The following is a 21,408-nucleotide window of genomic DNA, read 5'->3' on the forward strand; positions in this document are numbered from 1 at the left end:
AGGGTCTGACGCCTGCCCGGTGCTGGAAGGTTAAGAGGAGAGGTGCAAGCTTTGAATCGAAGCCCCAGTAAACGGCGGCCGTAACTATAACGGTCCTAAGGTAGCGAAATTCCTTGTCGGGTAAGTTCCGACCTGCACGAATGGCGTAACGACTTCCCCGCTGTCTCCAACATAGACTCAGTGAAATTGAATTCCCCGTGAAGATGCGGGGTTCCTGCGGTCAGACGGAAAGACCCCGTGCACCTTTACTATAGCTTTACACTGGCATTCGTGTCGGCATGTGTAGGATAGGTGGTAGGCTTTGAAGCGGGGACGCCAGTTTCCGTGGAGCCATCCTTGAAATACCACCCTTATCGTCATGGATGTCTAACCGCGGCCCGTTATCCGGGTCCGGGACAGTGTATGGTGGGTAGTTTGACTGGGGCGGTCGCCTCCGAAAGAGTAACGGAGGCGCGCGATGGTGGGCTCAGACCGGTCGGAAATCGGTCGTCGAGTGCAATGGCATAAGCCCGCCTGACTGCGAGACTGACAAGTCGAGCAGAGACGAAAGTCGGTCATAGTGATCCGGTGGTCCCGCGTGGAAGGGCCATCGCTCAACGGATAAAAGGTACGCCGGGGATAACAGGCTGATGACCCCCAAGAGTCCATATCGACGGGGTTGTTTGGCACCTCGATGTCGGCTCATCGCATCCTGGGGCTGGAGCAGGTCCCAAGGGTTTGGCTGTTCGCCAATTAAAGCGGTACGTGAGCTGGGTTCAGAACGTCGTGAGACAGTTCGGTCCCTATCTGCCGTGGGTGTAGGAATATTGACAGGATCTGTCCCTAGTACGAGAGGACCGGGATGGACATATCTCTGGTGGACCTGTTGTCCTGCCAAGGGCATAGCAGGGTAGCTATATATGGACGGGATAACCGCTGAAGGCATCTAAGCGGGAAACCCACCTGAAAACGAGTATTCCCTATCAGAGCCGTGGAAGACGACCACGTTGATAGGCCGGGTGTGGAAGTGCGGCAACGCATGAAGCTTACCGGTACTAATAGCTCGATCGGCTTGATCGTTCTCATTGACTATGCTCATCTCAAGGCGACCGCAAAGCGGTCGTCCGGATCGATGATGCAAGACCTTTGTCCTGACGCGCCAATGGCGCTGCGGACGGCCCGCGCTACCAAGCGCGACGGCCTCTGGCCTGTATGGGTGCCACAAGCATCCGCAGTCAGAAGAGGTTCCAAAGACGTGTTCAAAAAAAGAAAACAGGCTAATGCCTGCCAGCTTCTCAAAACATATAGTTGCGCTTTGCCGACCTGGTGGTTATGGCGGGGTGGCTGCACCCGTTCCCTTTCCGAACACGGCCGTGAAACGCCCCTGCGCCCATGGTACTTCGTCTTAAGACGCGGGAGAGTAGGTCGCTGCCAGGTCTGCAAAGCGCAACTAATCAATCTTCTCATCACTAAACAAACGGCCCAAAGCCGAAACAAAAGGGCCGCTCACAAAGCGGCCTTTCGTGTTATAATACACCAGCAAATCCCAGCGATTTGCGCATGGCGCGGGGTGGAGCAGCCCGTTCGGCCTGAAATCGATCCACTGGATCGATTCCTTCACGGCCTCACCTCGTCAGGCTACGCCTGACAGCGCTCCCGGGCTCAAACAGCTCGGAATACATTAACGCGGGGTGGAGCAGCCCGGTAGCTCGTCAGGCTCATAACCTGAAGGCCGCAGGTTCAAATCCTGCCCCCGCAACCAGATACACAAAGGCCCGCCTCGTGCGGGCTTTTGTGTATCTGGTAACGGGTCGAGGATTTAACGCCTCCTCAGGGGCCCGCCAAGAAGGCGAAGCCGACGCAGCGGGACAGAAACTTCAAATCCTGCCCCCGCAACCAATCCTTCATTCCAAAAATCAAAACGCTCCTCGTGGAGCAGCCCGCTCGGCGGGCAATCGATTCACTGGATCGATTGCTTATCCGCCTCGCCTCGGCAGGCTCATAACCTGAAGGGTCCGAAGGACGGTTCAAATCCTCCCCCGCAACCAAATCCCAAATATACGAACATTGACACACAAATGCCCGCCACTCCGGCGGGCTTTTTTTGCGTCTAGTCTACGGTACATCGCAGCAACAATCGTCAATGCAGACGCGGTCGGCGTCGCTCGCTGAGATACCGTCCAAATTTCCAGGGGACGATGGTCTAAAGAAAAGCCCGCCTCGTGCGGGCTTTGTGCGTTTGGTAACGGGGCGAGGTTAACGCCTCTTCAGGGCGCCGGCGCGGTCCATCCTCATACAAAACGAGCCTCCGCTGCAGTACATAGCTAATCCCAGGTTAGCCTTATTGCGACTTTTTACCGAACGTATCGAGTGCAGCCAGCTCGTCCCCTTGTCTATGGCCATGGTGCGCCTACATCTCTACAAGATATGGTTGCAGTTACGCAAGCCTCACACGAGTGCCTTGCGGTTGATGATTTTGGAATTGCCAATGATCTGGAACCACCGCATTACCCGCATTCTGATCGGCATATTACTGTTCGCGCTTGCCATCGTCCTTCTGCTGCCCGGCCTAACTGGCTTTACAAGTCTCGACGGTACAGTCAATGCGCGATTTGCGATCGTGAACGCTCCTATCGACGGTGAAGTCGCAGAAACGCCCCCAAAAGTTGGTGCGCGCGTGTCGGCAGGAGCGCCGCTCGCCGTGATACACAATGCCCGCGTGAACCGCGCAATACTGACTTCGCTGCAGGCCGACCACATGACTGCTGTCGAACATGTTGCGGCGCTAAAGCGGGAACGTGATGAGCTTGTAAGGCTTCGTGATCAATTGGGCGCACGCATGGAAGTCTTTACGCGGACAACCGTTGCCGACTTGGAGCGACAAGTTGAAATTCTAAACAAACGGGTCAAGGTTTCCAAGGCGCAGGACAATGTCGCGCAAGTCGACTTTGACCGGCGGCTCGCGCTTGAGGCGAAGGGTATCCTGTCCACCAAGATGGTCGAGTCCGCCCGAGCCGCCTGGGAAGCGGCGGGGGGCGAACTCGAAATCAGTGGCTTGACCGTAGCCCAGCTCGAACAAAAGCTGGAAGCCGTTCGCAAGGGTGTTTTCGTTTTCGGTGACGGCCAGAACGACGTACCCTATTCTCGCCAGCGACAGGATGAGGTCATCGTTCGGATCAACGATCTCAATACGCGCATCGCCGAAAACGAAACACGGGGCGCGCAGGTACAGATGCAGCTGATTGAGGAGGAAAACCGCGTCCGCAGTCTCACTTCGGCATCAGATCCATCACCTTTCGACGGAGTCGTGTGGAGTAGCAACATCGTCAACGGCTCGAACGTCATCCTCAATACCGAGCTGATGCGCATCCTCGATTGCAGCGATCTTTTCGTCGATATCCTTGTTCCGGAGGTCGATTACCAAGAGATTTATCCAGGCCTTGCTGCGGAGGTGCGCTTGTTAGGCGGAGGCGAGGCCTTCAAAGGCGTTGTCCTATCGGTAAGAGGCAGTTCCGCGGTCGCCGAGAAGGACACGCTGGCAGCCAATCAGCCCGAAACAACCAAACGCAACGATCGAATACGCGTCGGTCTGGCTCCCTCCGCTCTCAATACGGATTATGCGAACTTTTGTCAGGTGGGGCGTTCTGTTCAGGTGCGCCTTCCCAAACCTAACCTCCACATATGGAACTGGGTAGAGAGCCTGTGGTTCAGTATCTCATAGCACTGGCTCCGACATTTTCGGTTTTGGCGTTCTTTTTGCTTGGGCCTTTCAACTGGTCGCGTAACTATAGCTCGACGCGCGCAATCACATGCGTGGTCGTTGGCGCCATTGCGTTGCGCTATATACTCTGGCGGTTATTCGAGACGGTACTTCCCTATCCCAACAATGGCCTCAACTTCTACTGGGTCTGGTTTCTGTTCATCGTAGAAATCCTCGCATTCTTCGAAGTCGTGCTCTTCCTGGTTTTGATGAGTCGATACGTGGACCGGAGCGCAGAAGCCGACAGGCTCGCGCCAGACTTCTTTAGAGGTGACGAGGATGAATTGCCCACGGTGGATGTGTTCATTCCTACCTATAACGAGCCGCTCGACGTCCTGGAACGGACGATCATAGGGGCGCTTGCGCTCGATTATCCGCAAGACAAGCTGAAAGTCTACGTGCTCGACGATCAGCGTCGTAATTGGCTCAAGGCCTACTGCGAGGAGAAGGGAGCAATCCACGTCACACGGCCCGACAACAGCCATGCCAAAGCCGGCAACATGAACAATGGTCTGAAGGTCAGCTCCGGCGACTTCATCGCGATATTCGATGCTGACTTCGTGCCCTATCGTCACTTCCTGCGCCGGACGCTTCCCTTCTTTTCCGATGCGACCATCGGCATCGTTCAAACGCCACAGCATTTCTTCAATACCGATCCGGTGCAAACAAATCTCGGCCTCGAAAATATCTGGCCGGACGAGCAGCGTTTGTTCTTTGATGAAATTGCACCGAGCCGAGATATCTGGGACGTCAGTTTCTGCTGTGGGTCATGTTCAATCGCGCGACGCAAGGCGATCGATGAGATTGGGGGGTTTCCAACGGAATCCATCACGGAGGATCTGTTGACCACCCTTTCCATGCTCAACAAGGGCTACAAGACCCGTTACCTGAATGAGCGCCTGTCGATGGGATTGGCCGCTGAGAATCTGACTGGCTATTTTGTACAGCGTGAGCGCTGGTGTCAGGGGGGAATTCAAACACTTTATCTTCACAACGGCCCACTGCGCGGACCTGGTCTGTCGCTTTTTCAACGCATCATGTTCCTTCCGCTGTCGTGGTTGGTGCAGTATCTGGTGCGCTTTACGATATTGATCATCCCGATCATATATCTCTGGTTCGGCTTGCTGCCGCTCTACTTCACCAACGCTGCAGACTATATCTCCCATCAGGTGCCGTTGCTGACGGCCTATTTCCTTTTGATGCTCTGGATAACACCGACCCGATATTTGCCTGTCGTATCGAGTGCCGTCGGGGCTTTTTCGACGTTTCGGATGTTGCCAACCGTTATTTCCAGTGTGGTGCGTCCCTTCGGCAAGCCATTCAGGGTGACCCCGAAGGGCAGCGGCAACGAGGCGATCGGATTTGACGGATACAGCCTTGCCTGGATAGCGGCGTTGATCGTGGCGACGGCCATCGGTCTTGTCATCAATATTGTCCCTGAGACCTCCCATATCGAGGCGCAGTTCTCGCCGATTGCGGTTTGCTGGTCGGGCATCAACATTCTCGTTCTCGCTATTGCGTCCTTGATCTGCTTCGAAAAACCGCGACGGCTCTTCGATGCGTTCAAACTTGACGAAACGGTTCACGTCGACGGTGTTTCCGGCCGCATAGTCAGTCTGGCGCTCGACAAGGCAGTCGTTGCTGTGCCACCGGAGACGCGCTTTGCATCCGCCGATGTCACGCTGTCGCTCGAGGGGTTCTCGCCCTTCAAGACCGAACTAAGGACGGTCACCCAAAGACGAAGGAGCATTGCCCGCTCAGGCGACAAGGAGGCCTTCTACCTGCACCTTTTTTTCAATCTTAGCGGTTCGCCCCGCGATAAAATGATCGTGAAACTTTATACCGGGCGTTACTCCCAGGACGTTCGTGACATTGACAAAGTCGCTGTCTCGATCAACCTTCTGCTTCGGACATTCGGTCGGACCCGGACGCTTTGAGCGAGGCGTTTCCCGGCCCGGCAGCCGGCCAATCGCCAGGCCGGCCGCAGGTTCAAGTCCTGCCCCCGCAACCAGATACACGAAAGTCCGCCTCGTGCGGGCTTTCGTGTGTTTGGACACTGGGCATCGCGCGTCCACAACAATCGTCAATGCAGCCGCAGGCGGCGCCGCTCGCTCAGATGACGGCCGCGGCTCCAGCGGGCGAGGGTCTCCGGCACGACGTCCGTCTTGCGAGCGGTGGCCTCGGCACTCATGCGGATCCGTTCAAGGGCAACACCCGCCTTGACGGCATAGTCGAGGGCGGCCGGATCGTCCGAATGCACCTCCTGGATCGCGGCGAAGACGGTCTCCGCCTCGGCCAGCCGTTTGCTGGCCGCAAGGGCGATACCGCGCTTGTAATGCGCCTGGATGAGATGCGGCCCGATCTCGCCAACCCGGCGGAAAGTCTCTGCGGCCTGCTCATATTGATGTAGCGCAAGCTGCGTGTCGCCAAGCCGCATATGGATCGGCGTCGGATCGGGCGCTTGCTCGACGAGGGCCTTGTAGGCAGCCAGTGCCTCTGTCAGCTTGCCCCGGTCGAACAGCAGATTGGCGAGCCCGAATTCCGCGCCGGTATGGCCTGGAGCCGATTGCAGGACCTGGTTGAAGGCGATCTCCGCCTTGCTCCGGGCCCCATTGCGGTACATGTCGAGCGCCTGTTCATAGACGAAACGAATGCTGCGCGGGTTGAGCACGCCATGCAGATTCTGGCCGCTGCGGGTGCGGAACAGGGTGCAGCTGATCCGCCTTTCCTCCACCCCGAACATGTACTTATAGGGTTCGTTTCCGCGCAGGAAGTCATAGGTCTTGAAGCCGTGCTCAATAGCTCGCCGGATGCAGTATCCATGCAGGATGAGGCCGGGAGACGGCGTCTTCCAATTCTCGTCGCGGCCGGTGATATAGAAGAGGATGGCCTTCCTCTGCCGGTCGACGATATTCGCCAGCGCCCCGAGCGGCTGGTCGCCATGCCAAAAGACCGGCACCTCGAGATTGCCGCAGTGGAAGCTGTCCATCAGCATCTCGCGCGTGGTGATGATCAGCCGCTCGGTCCGCTCCGCGCCTTTGCGGGCACTCCATTTGATCCGCCAGAGATTGAAGAGGATGTCCATGTCCCGATCGATGGTCTCGGGAGTTGCCATCGTGATCCGGTAAATATCGTCGCCTTCGACCTTGCGCAGGAACCGCCGGAGCTTTTGGCGCGTCTGGCTGCTCATCCGCTGCTCGAGATAGTCGTCGAAGCTGGCCGGCAGGGGGACGATGGGACAGATCGTATTGTCGATATTCTCGCTGTTCTTGGGCGAGCTGTCGCGAAACATCACCTCCGGTCCCTGCAGCGCCTCGATCATCTTCTCGCGCCGGCCGGCAGGGCCGCTGAAATATTCGAGCTTCAGGTCGGTCCAGTTCTGATGTTTGAGAAACGAAGCAAAGCCGGCAATGGCATGATGCTCGTAATCCGGTCTGACGATGAGACCGGTATAATCGGCCGCAAAATTCCCGGCCATGATGATCTCGTCGTAGAAGAGCCCGGTCTTCTCGTTCAGATGCGTGATGAGGCGCAGCGGAAAGAAGGCGACATAAGGTGCTTCGGGGTCGCGTTCGCGCAGAGCAAGGATGAACCAGCGGCGTCGGCGGGACAGATAATTCTTCAGCCAGATCCAGGAGAGGAAATGCTGCGCGTCGGGGTCTTCCATGAAGACCTGATCCCAGTTGTCGCGTACCGCCTCGAGCCCGGCAATGGTGTCGATGATATCTATGCGCATGCCGCCCCCCAATACCCCATACGTCACTCGGGAGATTTCATTCTAATGGCAAACACCGATCTTCAAATAAACCGTCCGGATGATTTGCAGGACCTAAATGTGATTAGTCCGGAGCCGGCGTATAACCCAAAATCGCGACCCGTTTTTGGTGGAAATCATGCATAGATTCAGAGTGATAGAGCGTACCGCCTCTTGGAGGACGGCGCGCTTCAATGTACATCGCCCGAAAGTGTGCAGCGGTTTTGAGAACATGCATACATAAGGATTAGGTCAGAGCTCACCGGCGATCTGCGGGCTCGCATGGATGAAGGCCCAGAGCGTCCGGCTGATGGCGACGATTTCGGCGATCGACTTTTCCAGAAGGTCGATCTCGCGTGCGTCCATCTGCTCGATCTTGCCGTAGCGGATCTCCTTGTCGTCCTCGACGAGCCGCATCAGCTGCGTGCTCGAGATCTCTCCCTTATCGTCGAAGGAATAGATGCAGTGATTGTATTTGTTGCGTGTCTTGGATTCCTTCTTCAGCCGTGACATGGCCGAAAGGATCGCCTTGCGGTCGGAAGGAGAGGTCGAAGCGAGCTTGGAAAGCCGTTCGATGAGATCGATCCGGGCGCGCGTCGTGTTGAGCGTCAGGAACACGACGATTGCTGCTTCCTTTTCGACCCGGAGAAGATGGGCGATGATGTAGATCAGCAGGCTTTCGGTGTTCGTCCAGACATAGTTCAGCCGGCCGACCCGCAACAGGACATCGGACATCGCCGCCATGCTTGACCCTTTCTCCCCGGAGGGGATCCATCCATGAAGGATGGCATATGGACATTACATCAGAACAACGGGCAAGTCCGTCGCATTTACCGGATCGCGGGCGATCAGCGTTCCTTGAAAGCCCGCGACATGCTGTCGGTGATTGGTTTGCTCAAATATTCGAAGAAGGTGCGTTCCGACGTCTGGATCAGCACTTCGGCCGGCATGCCGGGAACGGGATGGAAATTGTGCACCCGTGCAATCTCGGAATCGGGTATTCCGACGCGGACGATATAGACGTCCTTGACTGAAGCTCCCGAATTTTCCTCGATCGAATCGGCTGAGACATAGAAGACCTTGCCCTGCAGAACAGGGGTCGTGCGCCGATTGAGCGCCGTGAGGCGGATCGAGGCCGTTTCGCCCTCATGCAGCTGATCGATCGAGGTGCGCAGCACCTGCGCTTCCAGGATCAGCGGCACATGCGCCGGCAGGATCTCCATGATCGGCTTGCCTGTCGTGATGACACCGCCGGCTGTGTGAAAATAGGAGCGCACGACCGTGCCCGACACCGGCGAACGGATGGTGGTGCGTTCGAGCACGCCGGCGGCCTCGCGCATCTGTTCGCGCACGCTGTCCAGATCGGTTTCGGCGGTCTCGAGTGCATCGAGTGCCGCCTGCTTATTGGAGTTGACGGCGATGACGGCTTCCTGGCGGAATTTGGCGATCTCCGCCTCGCTCTCGTTGAGCTCACCATTCAGTCGAGCAATGTCGCCCATCGCATCGGCGATCGCCCGTTCGATGGCCAGAAGATCCGTCTTGCGCATATAGCCGACCTTGACCAGTCGGGCCTTGGAATCGCGTTCCTCGGTCAGCAGCGACAATTGCCTTTCAAAGGATTCTCGTTGGCCCTTATAGCCGGCGAAACGGTATTCCAGCGACTTGATGTTCTTCTCGATCAGGTTGAGCTGTTCTTCGAGCTTGATCTGCTTGCTGTGGAAGACGACGTTCTGGCTCTGGATGATCGCGTTGATGTCGGGATCGCTTGCCTCTTTCATCACGATATCGGGAAGCTGGAATTCGCGCAGGCCCTGCGCTTCGGCGCGGAGCCTTGCGACGACAGCTTCCAGGCGCAGCCGGCGAAGCTGCAGCATCCGCTCATTCGAGCGGGACGCTGTAGGATCGAGGGTCAGCAGGATATCGCCTTCCTTGACCGTATCGCCCTCGCTGACGCGCATCTCCCTGATGATGCCGCCTTCCAGATGCTGGACGATCTTGTTGTTGCCGGTCGCGACGAAGCTTCCTTGCGCGATAACAGCGGAAGCAAGCGGTGCCGTCGCCGCCCAGAAGCCGAAGCCTCCGAACGAGGTGAAGAGTACCGTCAGGCCGACGATGCTGTGCATCCGGATCGAGCGCGGCACGTCGCTATACCATTCGAGCTGCACCGGACCGGTCGTCTCCTGCTTTTTCCGTCCCATGTCGTTCATCCTTCGATGCGCGGTGCTTGTTGACCGTTATTGCCGTTGTTCTTGGAAAGCGCCTGCAGCACCTCGATCCTTTCCCCGAACATGGCGACAGTGCCCTCCTTGAGCACGAGGATCTTGTCGACGCATTGGAGAAGGGCCGGGCGCTGGGTGATGGTCACGGTGGTGATGCCCTGCTTCTTGGCATGGATCAGCGCCCTGGCAAGCGCGGCCTCGCCCTGGGTATCGAGGTTTGAATTCGGCTCGTCGAGGACGACGAATTTGGGGTTGCCGAAAAAGGCGCGAGCCAGTGCGATTCGCTGCTTCTGGCCGCCCGAGAGCGGAGCGCCATCGGCCGCCACGATGGTTTCGTAGCCCTGGGGGAAGCCTGCGATGAGCTCGTGCACGTCGGCCAGCACTGCGGCTTCGTAGATCTGATGATCGTCGACGTCGTCGCGCATGCGGCAGATATTGGCCTTGATCGTACCGGGAAAGAGCTGCACGTCCTGCGGCAGATAGCCGATGCTTTCGCCGAACTGGCGCTGGTCCCAGTTGCGCAGATCCATCAGATCGAGGCGAACATTTCCCGATGTCGGGACGATCGAGCCGACGAGCATCTTGCCGAGCGTCGTCTTGCCGGACCCGGAATTGCCGATGATTGCAAGCGATTCCCCCTTCCTGAGCGAGAAGGAGATGCCGTTGAGAATGACCTTCTTCTGCGGCGGCGGCACGAAGAGAATGCGTTCGACATCGAGCCGGCCTTCGGGATTGGGAAGGCGCAGGCGCGGGAAGTTCAACGGCGAGTTCAAGAGCAGGCTCTTGATCCTGCCATAGGCGGCGGCCGACCGGTTGAACTGGTGCCAGCCTTCGATGGCGCCTTCGATCGGCGCCAGCGCGCGTCCCGATATGATCGAGGAGGCGATCACCATGCCGCCCGTCAGCTCGCCCGAAAGCGACAGATGCGCGCCCCAGCCGAGCAGGGTGACCTGGGTGATCATGCGGCAGGCCTTCGATATGCCGGAGAAGATGATGTTGCGGTCCTGCGCCTCGACTTGCGATTTCAGCGAGCCCGCCGTTTCCCGGCCCCACATCTTCACCGCTTCGGGGATCATCGCCATTGCGTTGATGATCTGCGAATTGCGCGACATGGAATCGAGGTGGAAATTTGCCCGGCTGAGATAGCCGTTGGATTCGGCAAATTGCCGGGCGGTGAATTTCTGGTTCAGGTAGGCGATCACGAAAAGCACCGCGCAGCAGGTCATGATGATGATGCCGAGATGCGGATGCACGAAATAGACGACGACCACGAAGAACGGCATCAGCGGCGCATCGAGAAATGCGATCAGCGTGCCGGATGTCAGGAAGCCCCGCAAAAGCTGCAGGTCCTGCAGCGTCTGATAATCCTTGCCGCTGCCATGCAGCGATGCTCTCGCTGCAGCGCTGAGGATCGGCGCGCCGAGCTGCACTTCGAGTTCCACTGCGGTGCGCATCAGGATGAAGCGCCGCACCGAATCCATGAAGGCCTGCAGCAGCACGGCGCCGATCACGGCGATCGAGAGCATGACGAGCGTATCGATGGAGCGGCTCGTCAGCACCCGGTCGGATATCTGGAAGAGATAGAGCGGGATTGCCAGCAGAAGGACGTTGATGGCGATCGTGAACATCATGACGACCACCATGTTGCGTCGCACCGCCGCCATGCCACGCGAGAGGCTGGCGGCGAAATTCACAGGCTCGCTGCGCTTGTGAAAACCGCCGCCACTTCCTCCGCCCCCGCCCCCGCCGCCCCCGGGATCGGAATCCTTGCCGTTTCCGCCGCCGCCGGTGCGCAGCCGCCTGTCACTCTCGCTGATCGGGCCACTTTCGCCTTCGATGGTCTTGCCGAAGGGCATCGTCGGGCTCGATTTGAGCTCGGTCTTCTCTTTCGGCAGTTCGGGGGGCACCCGCGCTTCGATCCGCGGCTGGGCGAGTGCTTCCACCGGTTCTGCTGTCGCCGGGCTCTGCGCCACTGCGGCAGGAGGCGCCGTTTTCACATTCGAGGCTTCCGCCGGCACTGTTTTCTGCGTCAGGGGCGGCTGAGTTGCACTTGCGCCTCCGATATCGGCAGCCTCGCGCGCCGCGATTTCGATCGTCTCCTTGCTGCCATCGGGAGACGAAGCAACGGCGCCACTGAGCCTGCGAAGATTCTCGACCGCCTGGTCGATAGCGGAGATGCACACCTCGCTCATCGCAGCGTCCGAGGGGGCAGCGGAAGGAATATTACCCGACCTCAGATCGAGGGCGCTGCCTGCCGCAAAGATTTGTTTTGAAATCTGGTTCATCGTGGTTCCTCCGCAATACTCAAGGTCACGCGACCATGGCTTGCATTACGTCGGCGGGGTGCGCCGACGACCATGAAAAATCATGTCCGGCATTGATGACGCCGTCCGCAGAATCGCTGCCCGCCGGATCGTCGTTGTCGAGAAAGGCAATAACTTCGTTGGCGAGCCTGTCGTCGGCCGGCTGCGGCTGCGTCGTGTCATGCTCCACCAGCCCGCCCTGAATGAGGATGGCGTCTGAATAGAGCTGGCCCGCCAGATAGGTCGTCTGGCCGAAACTGTCGTAGTCGACGATCTCGGCGATGTTGATGACCGCATTGCTGCCTGTGTCGATCGTAACCGTTGCATCGGGATTGTTGTCGAGGATGGTCGATGCCGCCTGAGTCACATCATCGGAATCGCCGAGAATGCTGACCTGTTTTATGATCGTCATGTCGTAGAGATTGCCGGTGATATAGAGCACGTTGAGGCCGGCATATCCCTGGAAATTCACGTCGAACGACAGCCCTTCGGGCATATTGGGATCGCGATCTTCGATCGCCTTCTGCGCCTCGACCATATAGTCCGGCATGGCCGCGAAGGGGCTGTCCGTCCCGACATTGTGGATCGAGGCGAAATTCCAGATCAGGTTGTTGCCGGTCTGGATGTCGGCGCCGGGATCGACGCCGTCTTCCGCCCGCACCCAGTCATTGTCGTAGAGCAGCGAGATCTGCGTGATGCTGTTGATGTCGAGCACATTGCCGCCGATGATCACCAGATCATACTGCATGCCCATCCCGAAAAAGGAGGAGAAGTTGATGGAGGTATTGCCGCCCGTCAGAACCGTGGCTTCGGATCCCGAGGTGGTTACCGTCATCGTGTCGTTGTCGCTGACGAAGTGATATTGCTCGATCCACTGTACGAAGGAGACGTCGCCATCGATGACGCTGACGCGCCAGCTGTTCGGGAACGTCGGCTCGGCAGCATCGCTGTCGGCGTGGCTCGATGCTTCGAAGGTGCTGTGTTCGAAGATGGCGATATTCTTGGCGACCGTTCCCGCCTCCTCGGCCGAATGGCCGGATGAGCGCAGCGCCGAGGCGATCTCGTCGTGATCGCTGTAGACGAAGGCCTGGGAGATCGCGTCGATCTGGTGGTAGTTGCCCATTACCGCGGTGACCGAAGTAATGACGCCGGTGTTGATCACCGAGGCGACGTTGACAAGGAGATTTGCACCGGCGGTCACATCAAGGCTACTGCCGCTGGGATCTGTCTGTTCGACGGACGAATTGCTGTCGTCGGGTTCTTCCTGGAGCTTGGCGAGACCGCGGTCGGGCAGGAAGTCGTCGAGGACGGGTATATCGGTCTCGGCCTTGCCATTGACGTAGACGATGGGGCCGTCGCCCGCGGGATGGGTGGTGACAAAATGATGCGTCGCGTCGGTGCTGGGCGAGGTTGTCCCGCTGTCCTCGGTATTCTGGGCATTCTGGATATAGCTTTCGAGATCCTGGGCGATCTTCAGCGCGCCATCATAGGTGTCGGTTCTGTGGAGGCTCGAAAAAGGCGTGAAGATCTCGGCCTTGGTGCTGAAGTCCGCGAGCTTTTCGATGACAAAAGTCGTGTCTCGCGGCGCATGGACGCCGTTCGTCATGTCGAGATAATCGTCGTCGTAGAGGACGTTGACCTGGAGGACATGACTGATCGTCGAGCCAGGCCCGGCAAAGACGGTCAGTTCCGGCTCATCCATGAGCACGATATCCGTGGGATCGCCGAAATGCGGTAACGGGATGTCCTTTGCGGCAATCGCCGCCAGCTTCTCGAGGCTCTCTTCGAAGACGCGGCCTAAATGGCGCGCCGGACCATATTCGATCTCGTAGCTGCCGCTTTTGTAAATGACGCCTGGATCGTAATCCTTGAGCTGAAGATCGGAAGAGAAGGCAGCCGTATAGGCATCCTGATCCGGCAGAACGGGTCCATCCGCGCCCGGTCCTGCGCCTTCAGCATAGTTGGTGCGCAACCGCATCTCGTCGGTCGTCATCTCGAAGAGACCGATGAAGTGCGCGATGATTTCCGAAATCTTCTCGATATGCATGGTTCGGCCCTCCCATTCGAAATGACGATCGGCCTTCTGGGCGCCCCTCGCTGGGAGCTGCGGTGTGGTCGTCAAACCGTTTTCAAGCAATCAAGCTGCACCGGCCGGGGCCGGTGCAGCTCGTCTTGGTCGTTGGAGGTCCGTGTCAGGTGCTGGTATCCTCGCCGACGTCGGAAACATGAGAATTGCCGCCGATGACGCTGGAGTCAATTGTGTTGCTGAGCAGGTTAGCACCCTGAACAAGCTCGAGGTGGAAGCCGGAATTGGCAAGGATGGCCGAAGCGTCGGCCGTGCTCGAGCCATTGGCATCGTCGCCAGCCTTGAGATCCCAGCCCTTGCCGTCCATCTCAATGCCTTCTGCACTATCGGCGTGGCCGCCATCGGCCTTCAGATGGTTGTCGGCCCCGCCATTGTCCATCTTGATGTTCCAGGCCTGGTCCTGGTCAGCCAGATGGCTCGCCTGGACGGCGCTGAAGCCGCTGTCGTTGCCCTCGCCGGACAGCGAATTGTTGAGGATGCTGTCAACGTCGAGAGTGAAGGAGAAGTCGTCGCCGAGGTTGAAGGTGAGGTCGTGGCCGGCAACGCCGAGATTGTCGAAGTCCTTGACGTCTTCGATGACGGCGAAGTCGGTATCCGTCTTGTTGAAGCTGTCGGCCGTGTTGTTGCTGTCGGAGACCGTCTTGGTATCCGTATCCGTAATGGTCTTGATGTCGGTGTCTGTCACGGTCTTCGTATCGGTGTCCGTGATCGTCTTGGTGTCGGTGTCGTTGTCGCTGTACGACTTGCTGTCATAGCTCCAGTCGTAGTCGTTATTGGAGTCGGTGATCGTCGTGGTCTTGGTGCTCGTATCGTCGTCGGACTTGTAGCTCCAGTCATATTCGTTGTCGCGGTTGTCGCCATTATTTGCGGAGAGCTCGGCCTTGACGTCCACATCTACGCTGTTGTCGGTATTGTCGCGATTGTCGCCATTGGCGACGCCGCCGACATAACCGGTCGAGCCGTCGTCAACTTCAGTTGAATTGATAGCGCTGTTGGCAAAGCCGTCGGCAAGCGCCCCGACCTTCGTGATTTCGATGTCGTCAGACATTCAAGTTTCTCCAGAAAAAAACCGGAGCAGCTTTTCGAAATCCCTCTCATCTCAAATGGGATTTTACTCGCGCTCGCTCCGATGCGGTTAACATCGGCAGATGTATTCGGTACTAGTCATCTGCGGCTTCTTCGCGATTTGTTGATCAAACCGTTGGTATTGGGAACGTACGTACTCAGTACAAGGCCGCACATATCCGGCTCCGAATCCTGAAATGGATAAGGAGTAGTCAGGTCTTCTTTTCGTTGAGTTGCCCTAAATGGAGGCCATGTATAAAAACGCTAAACAGTACATGGGTTTTCCATGTCGCCACTTGGACGACGATCACAGATTGCTGGAAAAAATGCGGATCCGATAGACATCAATTCGGGCTAAGGCGGATCTGCCATGCCCGGCTAGCCCTGGATAGCCCCTGTCGTTGGAGCGTTAAGATCTCTTCGGCGGGAGCGTCGGCGGGCAATGAGAATTCGGGGCTCTCGGCATTCGCTGCCGGGTTGAGGGGCACCTCTCGATGTTTCCCCGTCCTGTATCCGGCCACCACCCTGCATGACGAAATTATGACAATCTGTACTGAAATATTACATTAAGCTGTTCAGCTATAGTCAGAGCAAATATAACCTTGAAGTATCTATCGAAGTGAAAATACAACCAAGGCTTTGTATCGTATCGTTTTTCCCCCGCTAAAACTAATCACTTTGGGCCATTTCCTTCCTTCTCAATCCGTATTAACATAATTAAGAAATGTCTAAAAAATAAGGCGATGACATTCGGGATCGACATTTCATACTATTTAATACCCGCCATCGCTCCACGTTTGAGTAAAGTGTAACGCTAGGGGAGGCGTATATGTTCATGACAGGGTCTGGAATGGAGAATGCGGACCAAGGAAGGAAGTTGAGTTCGTCTGGAGATACTATACTAGTGGTAGCCAAGGCGGATCTGTTTTCGGAATGCATGGTAGAAGCACTGGCGAAGAAATTTCCGAACTGTGAAGTAGCAAGCATAACGAGCACAAAGCCGATGCTGGAAAAAGATACCAGCGATATGAAGCTCGTTTTATTCTATCATATACCTGGCCCTGAGCTTCAAGAAGCGCTGCAGGCTGCCCGCGAAAACCACCCTGAAACCTCGATCGGACTTGTCGTCGAAGCTATCGACATGCTCGAGCCCTATGTCAGCCGGCTGGTGGAGGCAAGGATCATCGATGGCGTCCTGCCGCTCAACCTCCGGCTCGACGTCTTCATGGCCGCTGTGGATCTACTGATGAAGGGCGGCGAACATTTTCCGTCAGCACTTCTAAACCGTCTCAACAACAAGAACACCCAGCTGGAACCTTCGCTCTATCAGACAAAATCGGTCGATGCGGCGCGCAACAATGCGCTCAAGCTGAGACGCGACAGTATCTCCGCTTTGACCACCCGGGAGGTTCAGATCTTGGATCTCATATGCAAGGGGACGCAGAACAAGATCATCGCCGACAAGCTGCATCTTTCCGAAAACACCGTGAAGGTTCACGTCCGCAACATCTACAAGAAGATGAATGTCCGAAACCGCACGGAAGCGGCTTCCCGTTTCTTCAATGAACACCCTGCCGGCGAAGACGATATGTCCGGTCGGTGGCGCAATTGATGTAACGATCAGTTTTGCTTCAGATAGAGGGACGCGCAAAGCAGCGCGACTTCTGTCCGAAGCCGCTTGGGGAGCAGATATAAGGCGCTGAGCCGTGATAGGCGACAGTGCGGGCCGTGACCCCGGCCGGGCGCTCGGCGCGATTTTCCGGATAGGCATAGGCCTTGGAGACGCGCGGCGCCTCGACGATACTCTTCTTCGCGACGACTGCGATATCGTCATCAACGACCGTGCAGGCCGTCTGTCCGATCGCCATAAGCGCCGTTCCCCAGACGAACATCGCCAAGCGAAGACGCCGGCCTTTCAGCTGCGCTGCATCTTGTTTTTTCAACATAGCCCAAACCCCTCGCATATGGCGCTTCCGGATGCAAGACCGGCCTTGCCGTTGAGCGCGGCCGATCACCCGACTTCCCTCGTATATTAGCTGCATTGAGTGAAGCTTGAGAGGCGGATGAGAGGCGTATTGGTGGTAAAGCGTTGAAAGTGATTAATCATTTGTTACTTTGAAGAATACTTGCGTAATTATTTTGGATAGCTGGAATTTTTCAAGTTGACCTTGGCGGAAGTCGTTGTATTGTTTTAATAGTAATTCGGTATCTGGAGAGTAACTACAAAGTTATTCATGTATGGACGCTCAGTTTCATGAATATCCAGAGCGGATAACGGAGGCATGCAGTGCATAAATAATCAAAAGACTAAATACATGGGAAGGAGTTTGTAATGCGTAGTTTCGTTCCCAACGAAGGTTATTCTGAAGTGTCAGGCATACCGGTGCTCCAAGGGCGACGCACCGTTCTTGTGAATGGCGGGGGCGGCTTCCTCGGTTCACATCTCTGCGAAAGGCTCCTGCAGCGCGGCCACAGCGTCATATGCCTCGACAATTTTTCGACCGGCCGCCGTGCGAATGTCGATCATCTCACATCGAACACCCGCTTCCGCATCGTCGAGCACGATGTTAGGCAGCCCTTCGATATCGACGCGTCGCTCATCTTCAATTTCGCCTCCCCAGCCTCTCCGCCCGATTATCAGCGGGATCCGGTGGGAACGCTGCTAACCAATGTGCTCGGCGCCGTCAACACCTTGGACTGCGCGCGAAAGACCGGTGCGATCGTCGTCCAGTCGTCGACGTCGGAGGTCTATGGCGACCCGAGCCAGAGCCCGCAGCACGAATCCTATTGCGGCAATGTCAACCCGATCGGACCGCGCGGCTGTTACGACGAAGGCAAGCGCAGCGCTGAAACGCTGTTCTTCGATTACCACCGGACTTACGGCGTCGACATTAAGGTCGGCCGCATCTTCAACACCTACGGGCCGCGCATGCGCCTGGACGACGGGCGGGTGGTTTCCAATTTCATCGTGCAGGCTCTGCGCAATGCCGATCTGACGATCTATGGTGATGGCCAGCAGACCCGTTCCTTTTGCTACGTCGACGATCTCGTCGACGGTTTCCTGCGTTTTTCGGCTGCCGGCAGTGCTTGCAACGGCCCGATCAACCTCGGCAATCCAGCCGAAATGACCGTTCGCCGCCTGGCGGAAATCATTCGGGACCTGACGAACTCGCGTTCCCGGATCGTCCACCTGCCTGCGGTCACCGACGACCCCCGTCAGCGGCGGCCGGATATTTCCCGGGCCATGGCCGAGCTGGGCTGGGAGCCCCGCATCGGGCTCGAAACCGGCCTGGCTCGCACCGTCGAATATTTCGACGGCCTGCTGGCCGGCACAGAGAAGGCGGAGGTCGTATGAGATGCCCCGCTACATTCTCGTCACCGGCGGCGCCGGTTTCATAGGCAGTCATATCTGCAAAACGCTGTCGCGTGCCGGCATGATCCCTGTCACCTACGACAATCTCTCGACGGGACATGCCGACAGCGTCCGCTGGGGCCCGCTCATCCGGGCAGAGATTGCCGACGCCGCCGCGCTGCGCCGGACTCTTGCAGAGTTTTCGCCCGATTGCGTCATCCATTGTGGTGCCAATGCCTATGTCGGCGAATCCGTCGACATGCCCAGGAAATATTACCGGAATAATGTCGTTGGCAGCCTGACCCTGCTCGAGGCCTGCCTCGATCAGGACATCGACCGGATCGTCTTTTCGAGCAGCTGCGCCACCTATGGCGTTCCCGCCTCGTTGCCGATACGGGAGGAAAGCCCGCAGCACCCGGTCAATCCCTATGGGCGCACCAAGCTGATCTTCGAGATGGCGCTCGAGGATTTTGCCGCTGCCTACGGCGTCCGCTTTGCCGCACTGCGTTATTTCAATGCGGCCGGCGCCGATCCCGATGGCGAGCTTGCCGAACGGCATCACCCCGAGACCCATCTCATCCCTCGCGCCCTTCTTGCCGCCGCCGGCAGGCTGGAGCGGCTCGATATCTTCGGCACCGATTATGCGACCGAGGATGGAACCTGTGTTCGCGATTATGTTCATGTCAGCGATCTGGCGCAGGCGCATCTCGCCGCCGTCAATCATCTGATGGCGGGCGGCGGCTCGCTCAGCGTCAATCTCGGCTCTGGCCGGGGCACCTCGGTGCGCGAGATTCTCGAGGCGATCTATCGCGCGAGCGGCCGTGAAGTCCCCGTGAATTATCGCGCTCGCCGCGCTGGCGATCCGCCGGTCCTCTTTGCCAATACCGCAAGGGCGAAGGCGGAGCTCGGTTTCTCGCCGGTTTTCTCGGATATCGATACGATCATCCGCACCGCCGGCCCCACCTTCGGACTGGAGCTGACGGCATGAGCGACGCACTGCAAGTCGGTCACCGCGCCAGGACGGCGAAGGCCGCCGCAGCTGAGGCATTCGATCCTGTTTTCGCTGGCTGGAACCGCGTCGCCTATGGCTTCGGCATCCTCTGCTGGCTGACAGCACTCGGTTATTTCTGGATCTGGTGGTGCCAGTCCGCCCATATCATTTCCTGGGCCGCCTTCGTGCTTATCACCCTCGTGCTTGCCTGGATCACGCTCGTGCCGGCCTATTTCATCCTGATCTTCCTCGATGCGAGGACGGTCAATCCTGCGGCACGGCTGCCGGAAGGGCGGGTGGCAATGGTCGTCACCAAGGCGCCGTCCGAGCCCTTTGCCGTCGTCCGCGCCACGCTGCAGGCGATGCTTGACCAGATCGACGTCGATTTCGATGTCTGGCTGGCCGACGAGGACCCTTCGGAGGAAACCAGGCGCTGGTGTGCGGCGCACGGCGTGCTGATCTCCACCCGAAAGGGCGTGGCGGAGTATCATCGCACCACCTGGCCGCGCCGGACGCGTTGCAAGGAAGGCAACCTCGCCTATTTCTACGACCATTTCGGCTATGCGCGCTACGATTTCGTCGCCCAGTTCGATGCCGACCATGTGCCGACGCCGACCTACCTCCGTGAAATCCTGCGCCCCTTCGCCGATCCTAAGATCGGCTATGTCTCCGCTCCCAGCATCTGCGATGCCAATGCCGGCGAAAGCTGGGCGGCGCGTGGCAGGCTCTATGCCGAGGCAAGCCTGCACGGTTCGCTGCAGACGGGTTACAATAATGGCTGGGCGCCTCTTTGCATCGGTTCCCATTATGCGGTTCGCACGGCGGCCCTTCGTCAGATCGGCGGCCTCGGCCCGGAACTTGCGGAAGACCATTCGACAACGCTGATGATGAATGCCGGCGGCTGGCGTGGCGTGCATGCCGTCGATGCGATCGCTCATGGCGACGGACCGGCAAACTTCACCGATCTCGTCGTCCAGGAATTCCAGTGGTCGCGCAGCCTCGTCACGATCCTGCTGCAACATTCCCGCCGTCACATCATGCACCTGCCCTGGCGACTGAGATTTCAGTTCGTGTTCTCGCAGCTGTGGTATCCGCTCTTCTCCGCCTTCATGGCCGTGATGTTCCTGCTGCCGGTTGCCGCCTTGATGACGGGCCAAGTCTTCGTCAATGTGACCTATCCGGATTTCCTGCTGCATTTTACGCCGATATCGGTCGTGCTGACGCTGTTTGCCTTCTTCTGGCGGGCTACGGGAACCTTCAGGCCGCACGATGCGAAACTGTTCGGCTGGGAAGGGCTAGCTTTTATCTTCCTGCGCTGGCCGTGGTCGCTTGCCGGCAGCCTCGCTGCGCTTCGCGACTATATCTACGGCTCCTTCGTCGATTTCCGCATCACGCCGAAGGGAAAGCAGCAGCAGCGGTCTTTGCCGTTGCGCGTCATCGCGCCCTATATCGCGCTCGCCGGACTGTGCGCAGCCGCCATGGCACTGGCCAGTGAGGCCGCTGCCGCCCAAGGCTTTTATATTTTCGCGGCGATGAATCTCTCGATCTATCTGTCGCTGACGGTGCTGATCGTCATTCGCCATGCGATCGAGAACGATCTGCCGCGGCTGCCGCAATCACGCGGGCTGTGGCTTGCGACGGCCACGGGGCTTGCGATTTGCATCACCGGCGGCATGCAGGCGGGCAGCCATGGTCTGCATAGCCTCGAGGCCCTTTCCCACGGCCAGACGTTCATCAGTTTCAGCCAATCACAGTTTGCCGTAGCCGGTGCCGGTGTCGGCGGCGGCAAGACCAGGATCGTGAAGTTCCGCCTCAGATGGAATGGGTTCGGAAGCACGGGGCGGGACGAACAAGGTGTCTGAGCCGGCGGAACCGGCAAGTGTCGAGTAGGAGGATGTA

Annotated in this window: 14 protein-coding genes, 1 tRNA gene and 2 rRNA genes (1 of these 17 only partly in view); 9 read left to right on the plus strand and 8 right to left on the minus strand. The window is 58.0% G+C overall.

The features are described from left to right. Both AB8B31_RS22000 and rrf read left to right on the plus strand, forming a co-directional pair. Positions 1-1,059: ribosomal RNA gene (locus tag AB8B31_RS22000) — 23S ribosomal RNA — on the plus strand; it begins 1,756 nt to the left of the window's first position. Between the two features lie 242 nt (positions 1,060-1,301). After that, a 5S ribosomal RNA gene (gene rrf, locus AB8B31_RS22005) occupies positions 1,302-1,416 on the plus strand. A 13-nt stretch (positions 1,417-1,429) separates the two neighbouring features. Here rrf and AB8B31_RS22010 read toward each other — a convergent pair. After that, positions 1,430-1,600, minus strand: a complete 171-nt coding sequence (locus tag AB8B31_RS22010) for a hypothetical protein (protein ID WP_165403101.1) — start codon at positions 1,598-1,600, stop codon at positions 1,430-1,432. 64 nt (positions 1,601-1,664) lie between these two features. Between AB8B31_RS22010 and AB8B31_RS22015 the strand changes: the two genes are divergently transcribed. The 3 genes from AB8B31_RS22015 to AB8B31_RS22025 all read left to right on the plus strand — a co-directional run bounded on the left by AB8B31_RS22015 (position 1,665) and on the right by AB8B31_RS22025 (position 5,676). Further along, a tRNA-Met gene (locus tag AB8B31_RS22015) sits at positions 1,665-1,741 on the plus strand. A 726-nt stretch (positions 1,742-2,467) separates the two neighbouring features. Further along, positions 2,468-3,700 carry an HlyD family secretion protein gene (locus AB8B31_RS22020; RefSeq protein WP_131607305.1) on the plus strand — a complete coding sequence of 411 codons (1,233 nt, stop codon included), beginning with the start codon at positions 2,468-2,470 and terminating at the stop codon, positions 3,698-3,700. After that, entirely contained in the window at positions 3,682-5,676 is a 1,995-nt protein-coding gene (locus AB8B31_RS22025) for a glycosyltransferase (protein WP_131607307.1), read from the plus strand. The genes AB8B31_RS22020 and AB8B31_RS22025 overlap by 19 nt, the downstream gene beginning before the upstream one ends. Positions 5,677-5,822: 146 nt before the next feature. On the opposite strand, the gene AB8B31_RS22030 is transcribed toward AB8B31_RS22025, so the two are convergent. From AB8B31_RS22030 to AB8B31_RS22055, 6 genes are all read right to left on the minus strand, one after another. After that, positions 5,823-7,475: a GNAT family N-acetyltransferase gene (locus tag AB8B31_RS22030; RefSeq protein ID WP_131607309.1), complete on the minus strand. Its 1,653-nt coding sequence runs from the start codon at positions 7,473-7,475 to the stop codon at positions 5,823-5,825. 270 nt (positions 7,476-7,745) lie between these two features. Beyond that, positions 7,746-8,237 carry a hypothetical protein gene (locus AB8B31_RS22035; protein ID WP_018244207.1) on the minus strand — a complete coding sequence of 164 codons (492 nt, stop codon included), beginning with the start codon at positions 8,235-8,237 and terminating at the stop codon, positions 7,746-7,748. 104 nt (positions 8,238-8,341) lie between these two features. Next, complete coding sequence (locus AB8B31_RS22040; RefSeq protein WP_026188567.1) at positions 8,342-9,691, minus strand: HlyD family type I secretion periplasmic adaptor subunit; 1,350 nt, start codon at positions 9,689-9,691, stop codon at positions 8,342-8,344. 5 nt (positions 9,692-9,696) lie between these two features. Next, positions 9,697-11,997: a type I secretion system permease/ATPase gene (locus AB8B31_RS22045; RefSeq protein ID WP_247265845.1), complete on the minus strand. Its 2,301-nt coding sequence runs from the start codon at positions 11,995-11,997 to the stop codon at positions 9,697-9,699. A gap of 25 nt (positions 11,998-12,022) precedes the next feature. Beyond that, entirely contained in the window at positions 12,023-14,062 is a 2,040-nt protein-coding gene (locus AB8B31_RS22050) for a hypothetical protein (protein ID WP_032981543.1), read from the minus strand. A 145-nt stretch (positions 14,063-14,207) separates the two neighbouring features. Next, positions 14,208-15,149: a fibrinogen-binding protein gene (locus AB8B31_RS22055; RefSeq protein ID WP_439007507.1), complete on the minus strand. Its 942-nt coding sequence runs from the start codon at positions 15,147-15,149 to the stop codon at positions 14,208-14,210. 846 nt (positions 15,150-15,995) lie between these two features. Here AB8B31_RS22055 and AB8B31_RS22060 point away from each other — a divergent pair. Beyond that, positions 15,996-16,778 (plus strand): helix-turn-helix transcriptional regulator, encoded by a 783-nt coding sequence (locus AB8B31_RS22060; RefSeq protein ID WP_018244212.1) that lies wholly within the window; start codon positions 15,996-15,998, stop codon positions 16,776-16,778. A gap of 19 nt (positions 16,779-16,797) precedes the next feature. Here AB8B31_RS22060 and AB8B31_RS22065 read toward each other — a convergent pair whose 3' ends face one another. Beyond that, positions 16,798-17,112, minus strand: a complete 315-nt coding sequence (locus AB8B31_RS22065) for a hypothetical protein (protein ID WP_131605364.1) — start codon at positions 17,110-17,112, stop codon at positions 16,798-16,800. 386 nt (positions 17,113-17,498) lie between these two features. Between AB8B31_RS22065 and AB8B31_RS22070 the strand changes: the two genes are divergently transcribed. The 3 genes from AB8B31_RS22070 to AB8B31_RS22080 are packed head-to-tail and all read left to right on the plus strand — an operon-like array spanning position 17,499 to position 21,371. Further along, the gene (locus tag AB8B31_RS22070) at positions 17,499-18,521 is read left to right on the plus strand and encodes a UDP-glucuronic acid decarboxylase family protein (RefSeq protein WP_018244214.1); all 1,023 of its coding nucleotides are present in this window, start codon (positions 17,499-17,501) and stop codon (positions 18,519-18,521) included. Between the two features lies 1 nt (position 18,522). After that, complete coding sequence (gene galE, locus AB8B31_RS22075; RefSeq protein WP_131605365.1) at positions 18,523-19,506, plus strand: UDP-glucose 4-epimerase GalE; 984 nt, start codon at positions 18,523-18,525, stop codon at positions 19,504-19,506. Then, a complete protein-coding gene (locus AB8B31_RS22080; RefSeq protein WP_439007508.1) occupies positions 19,503-21,371 on the plus strand; it encodes a glycosyltransferase family 2 protein in 1,869 nt (622 codons plus the stop codon). The genes galE and AB8B31_RS22080 overlap by 4 nt, the downstream gene beginning before the upstream one ends. The last annotated feature ends 37 nt before the right edge of the window (positions 21,372-21,408 follow it).

The sequence above is a fragment of the Rhizobium sp. 62_C5_N11_2 genome, assembly GCF_051811185.1.
GTDB classification, from domain to species: Bacteria; Pseudomonadota; Alphaproteobacteria; order Rhizobiales; family Rhizobiaceae; genus Rhizobium; species Rhizobium leguminosarum.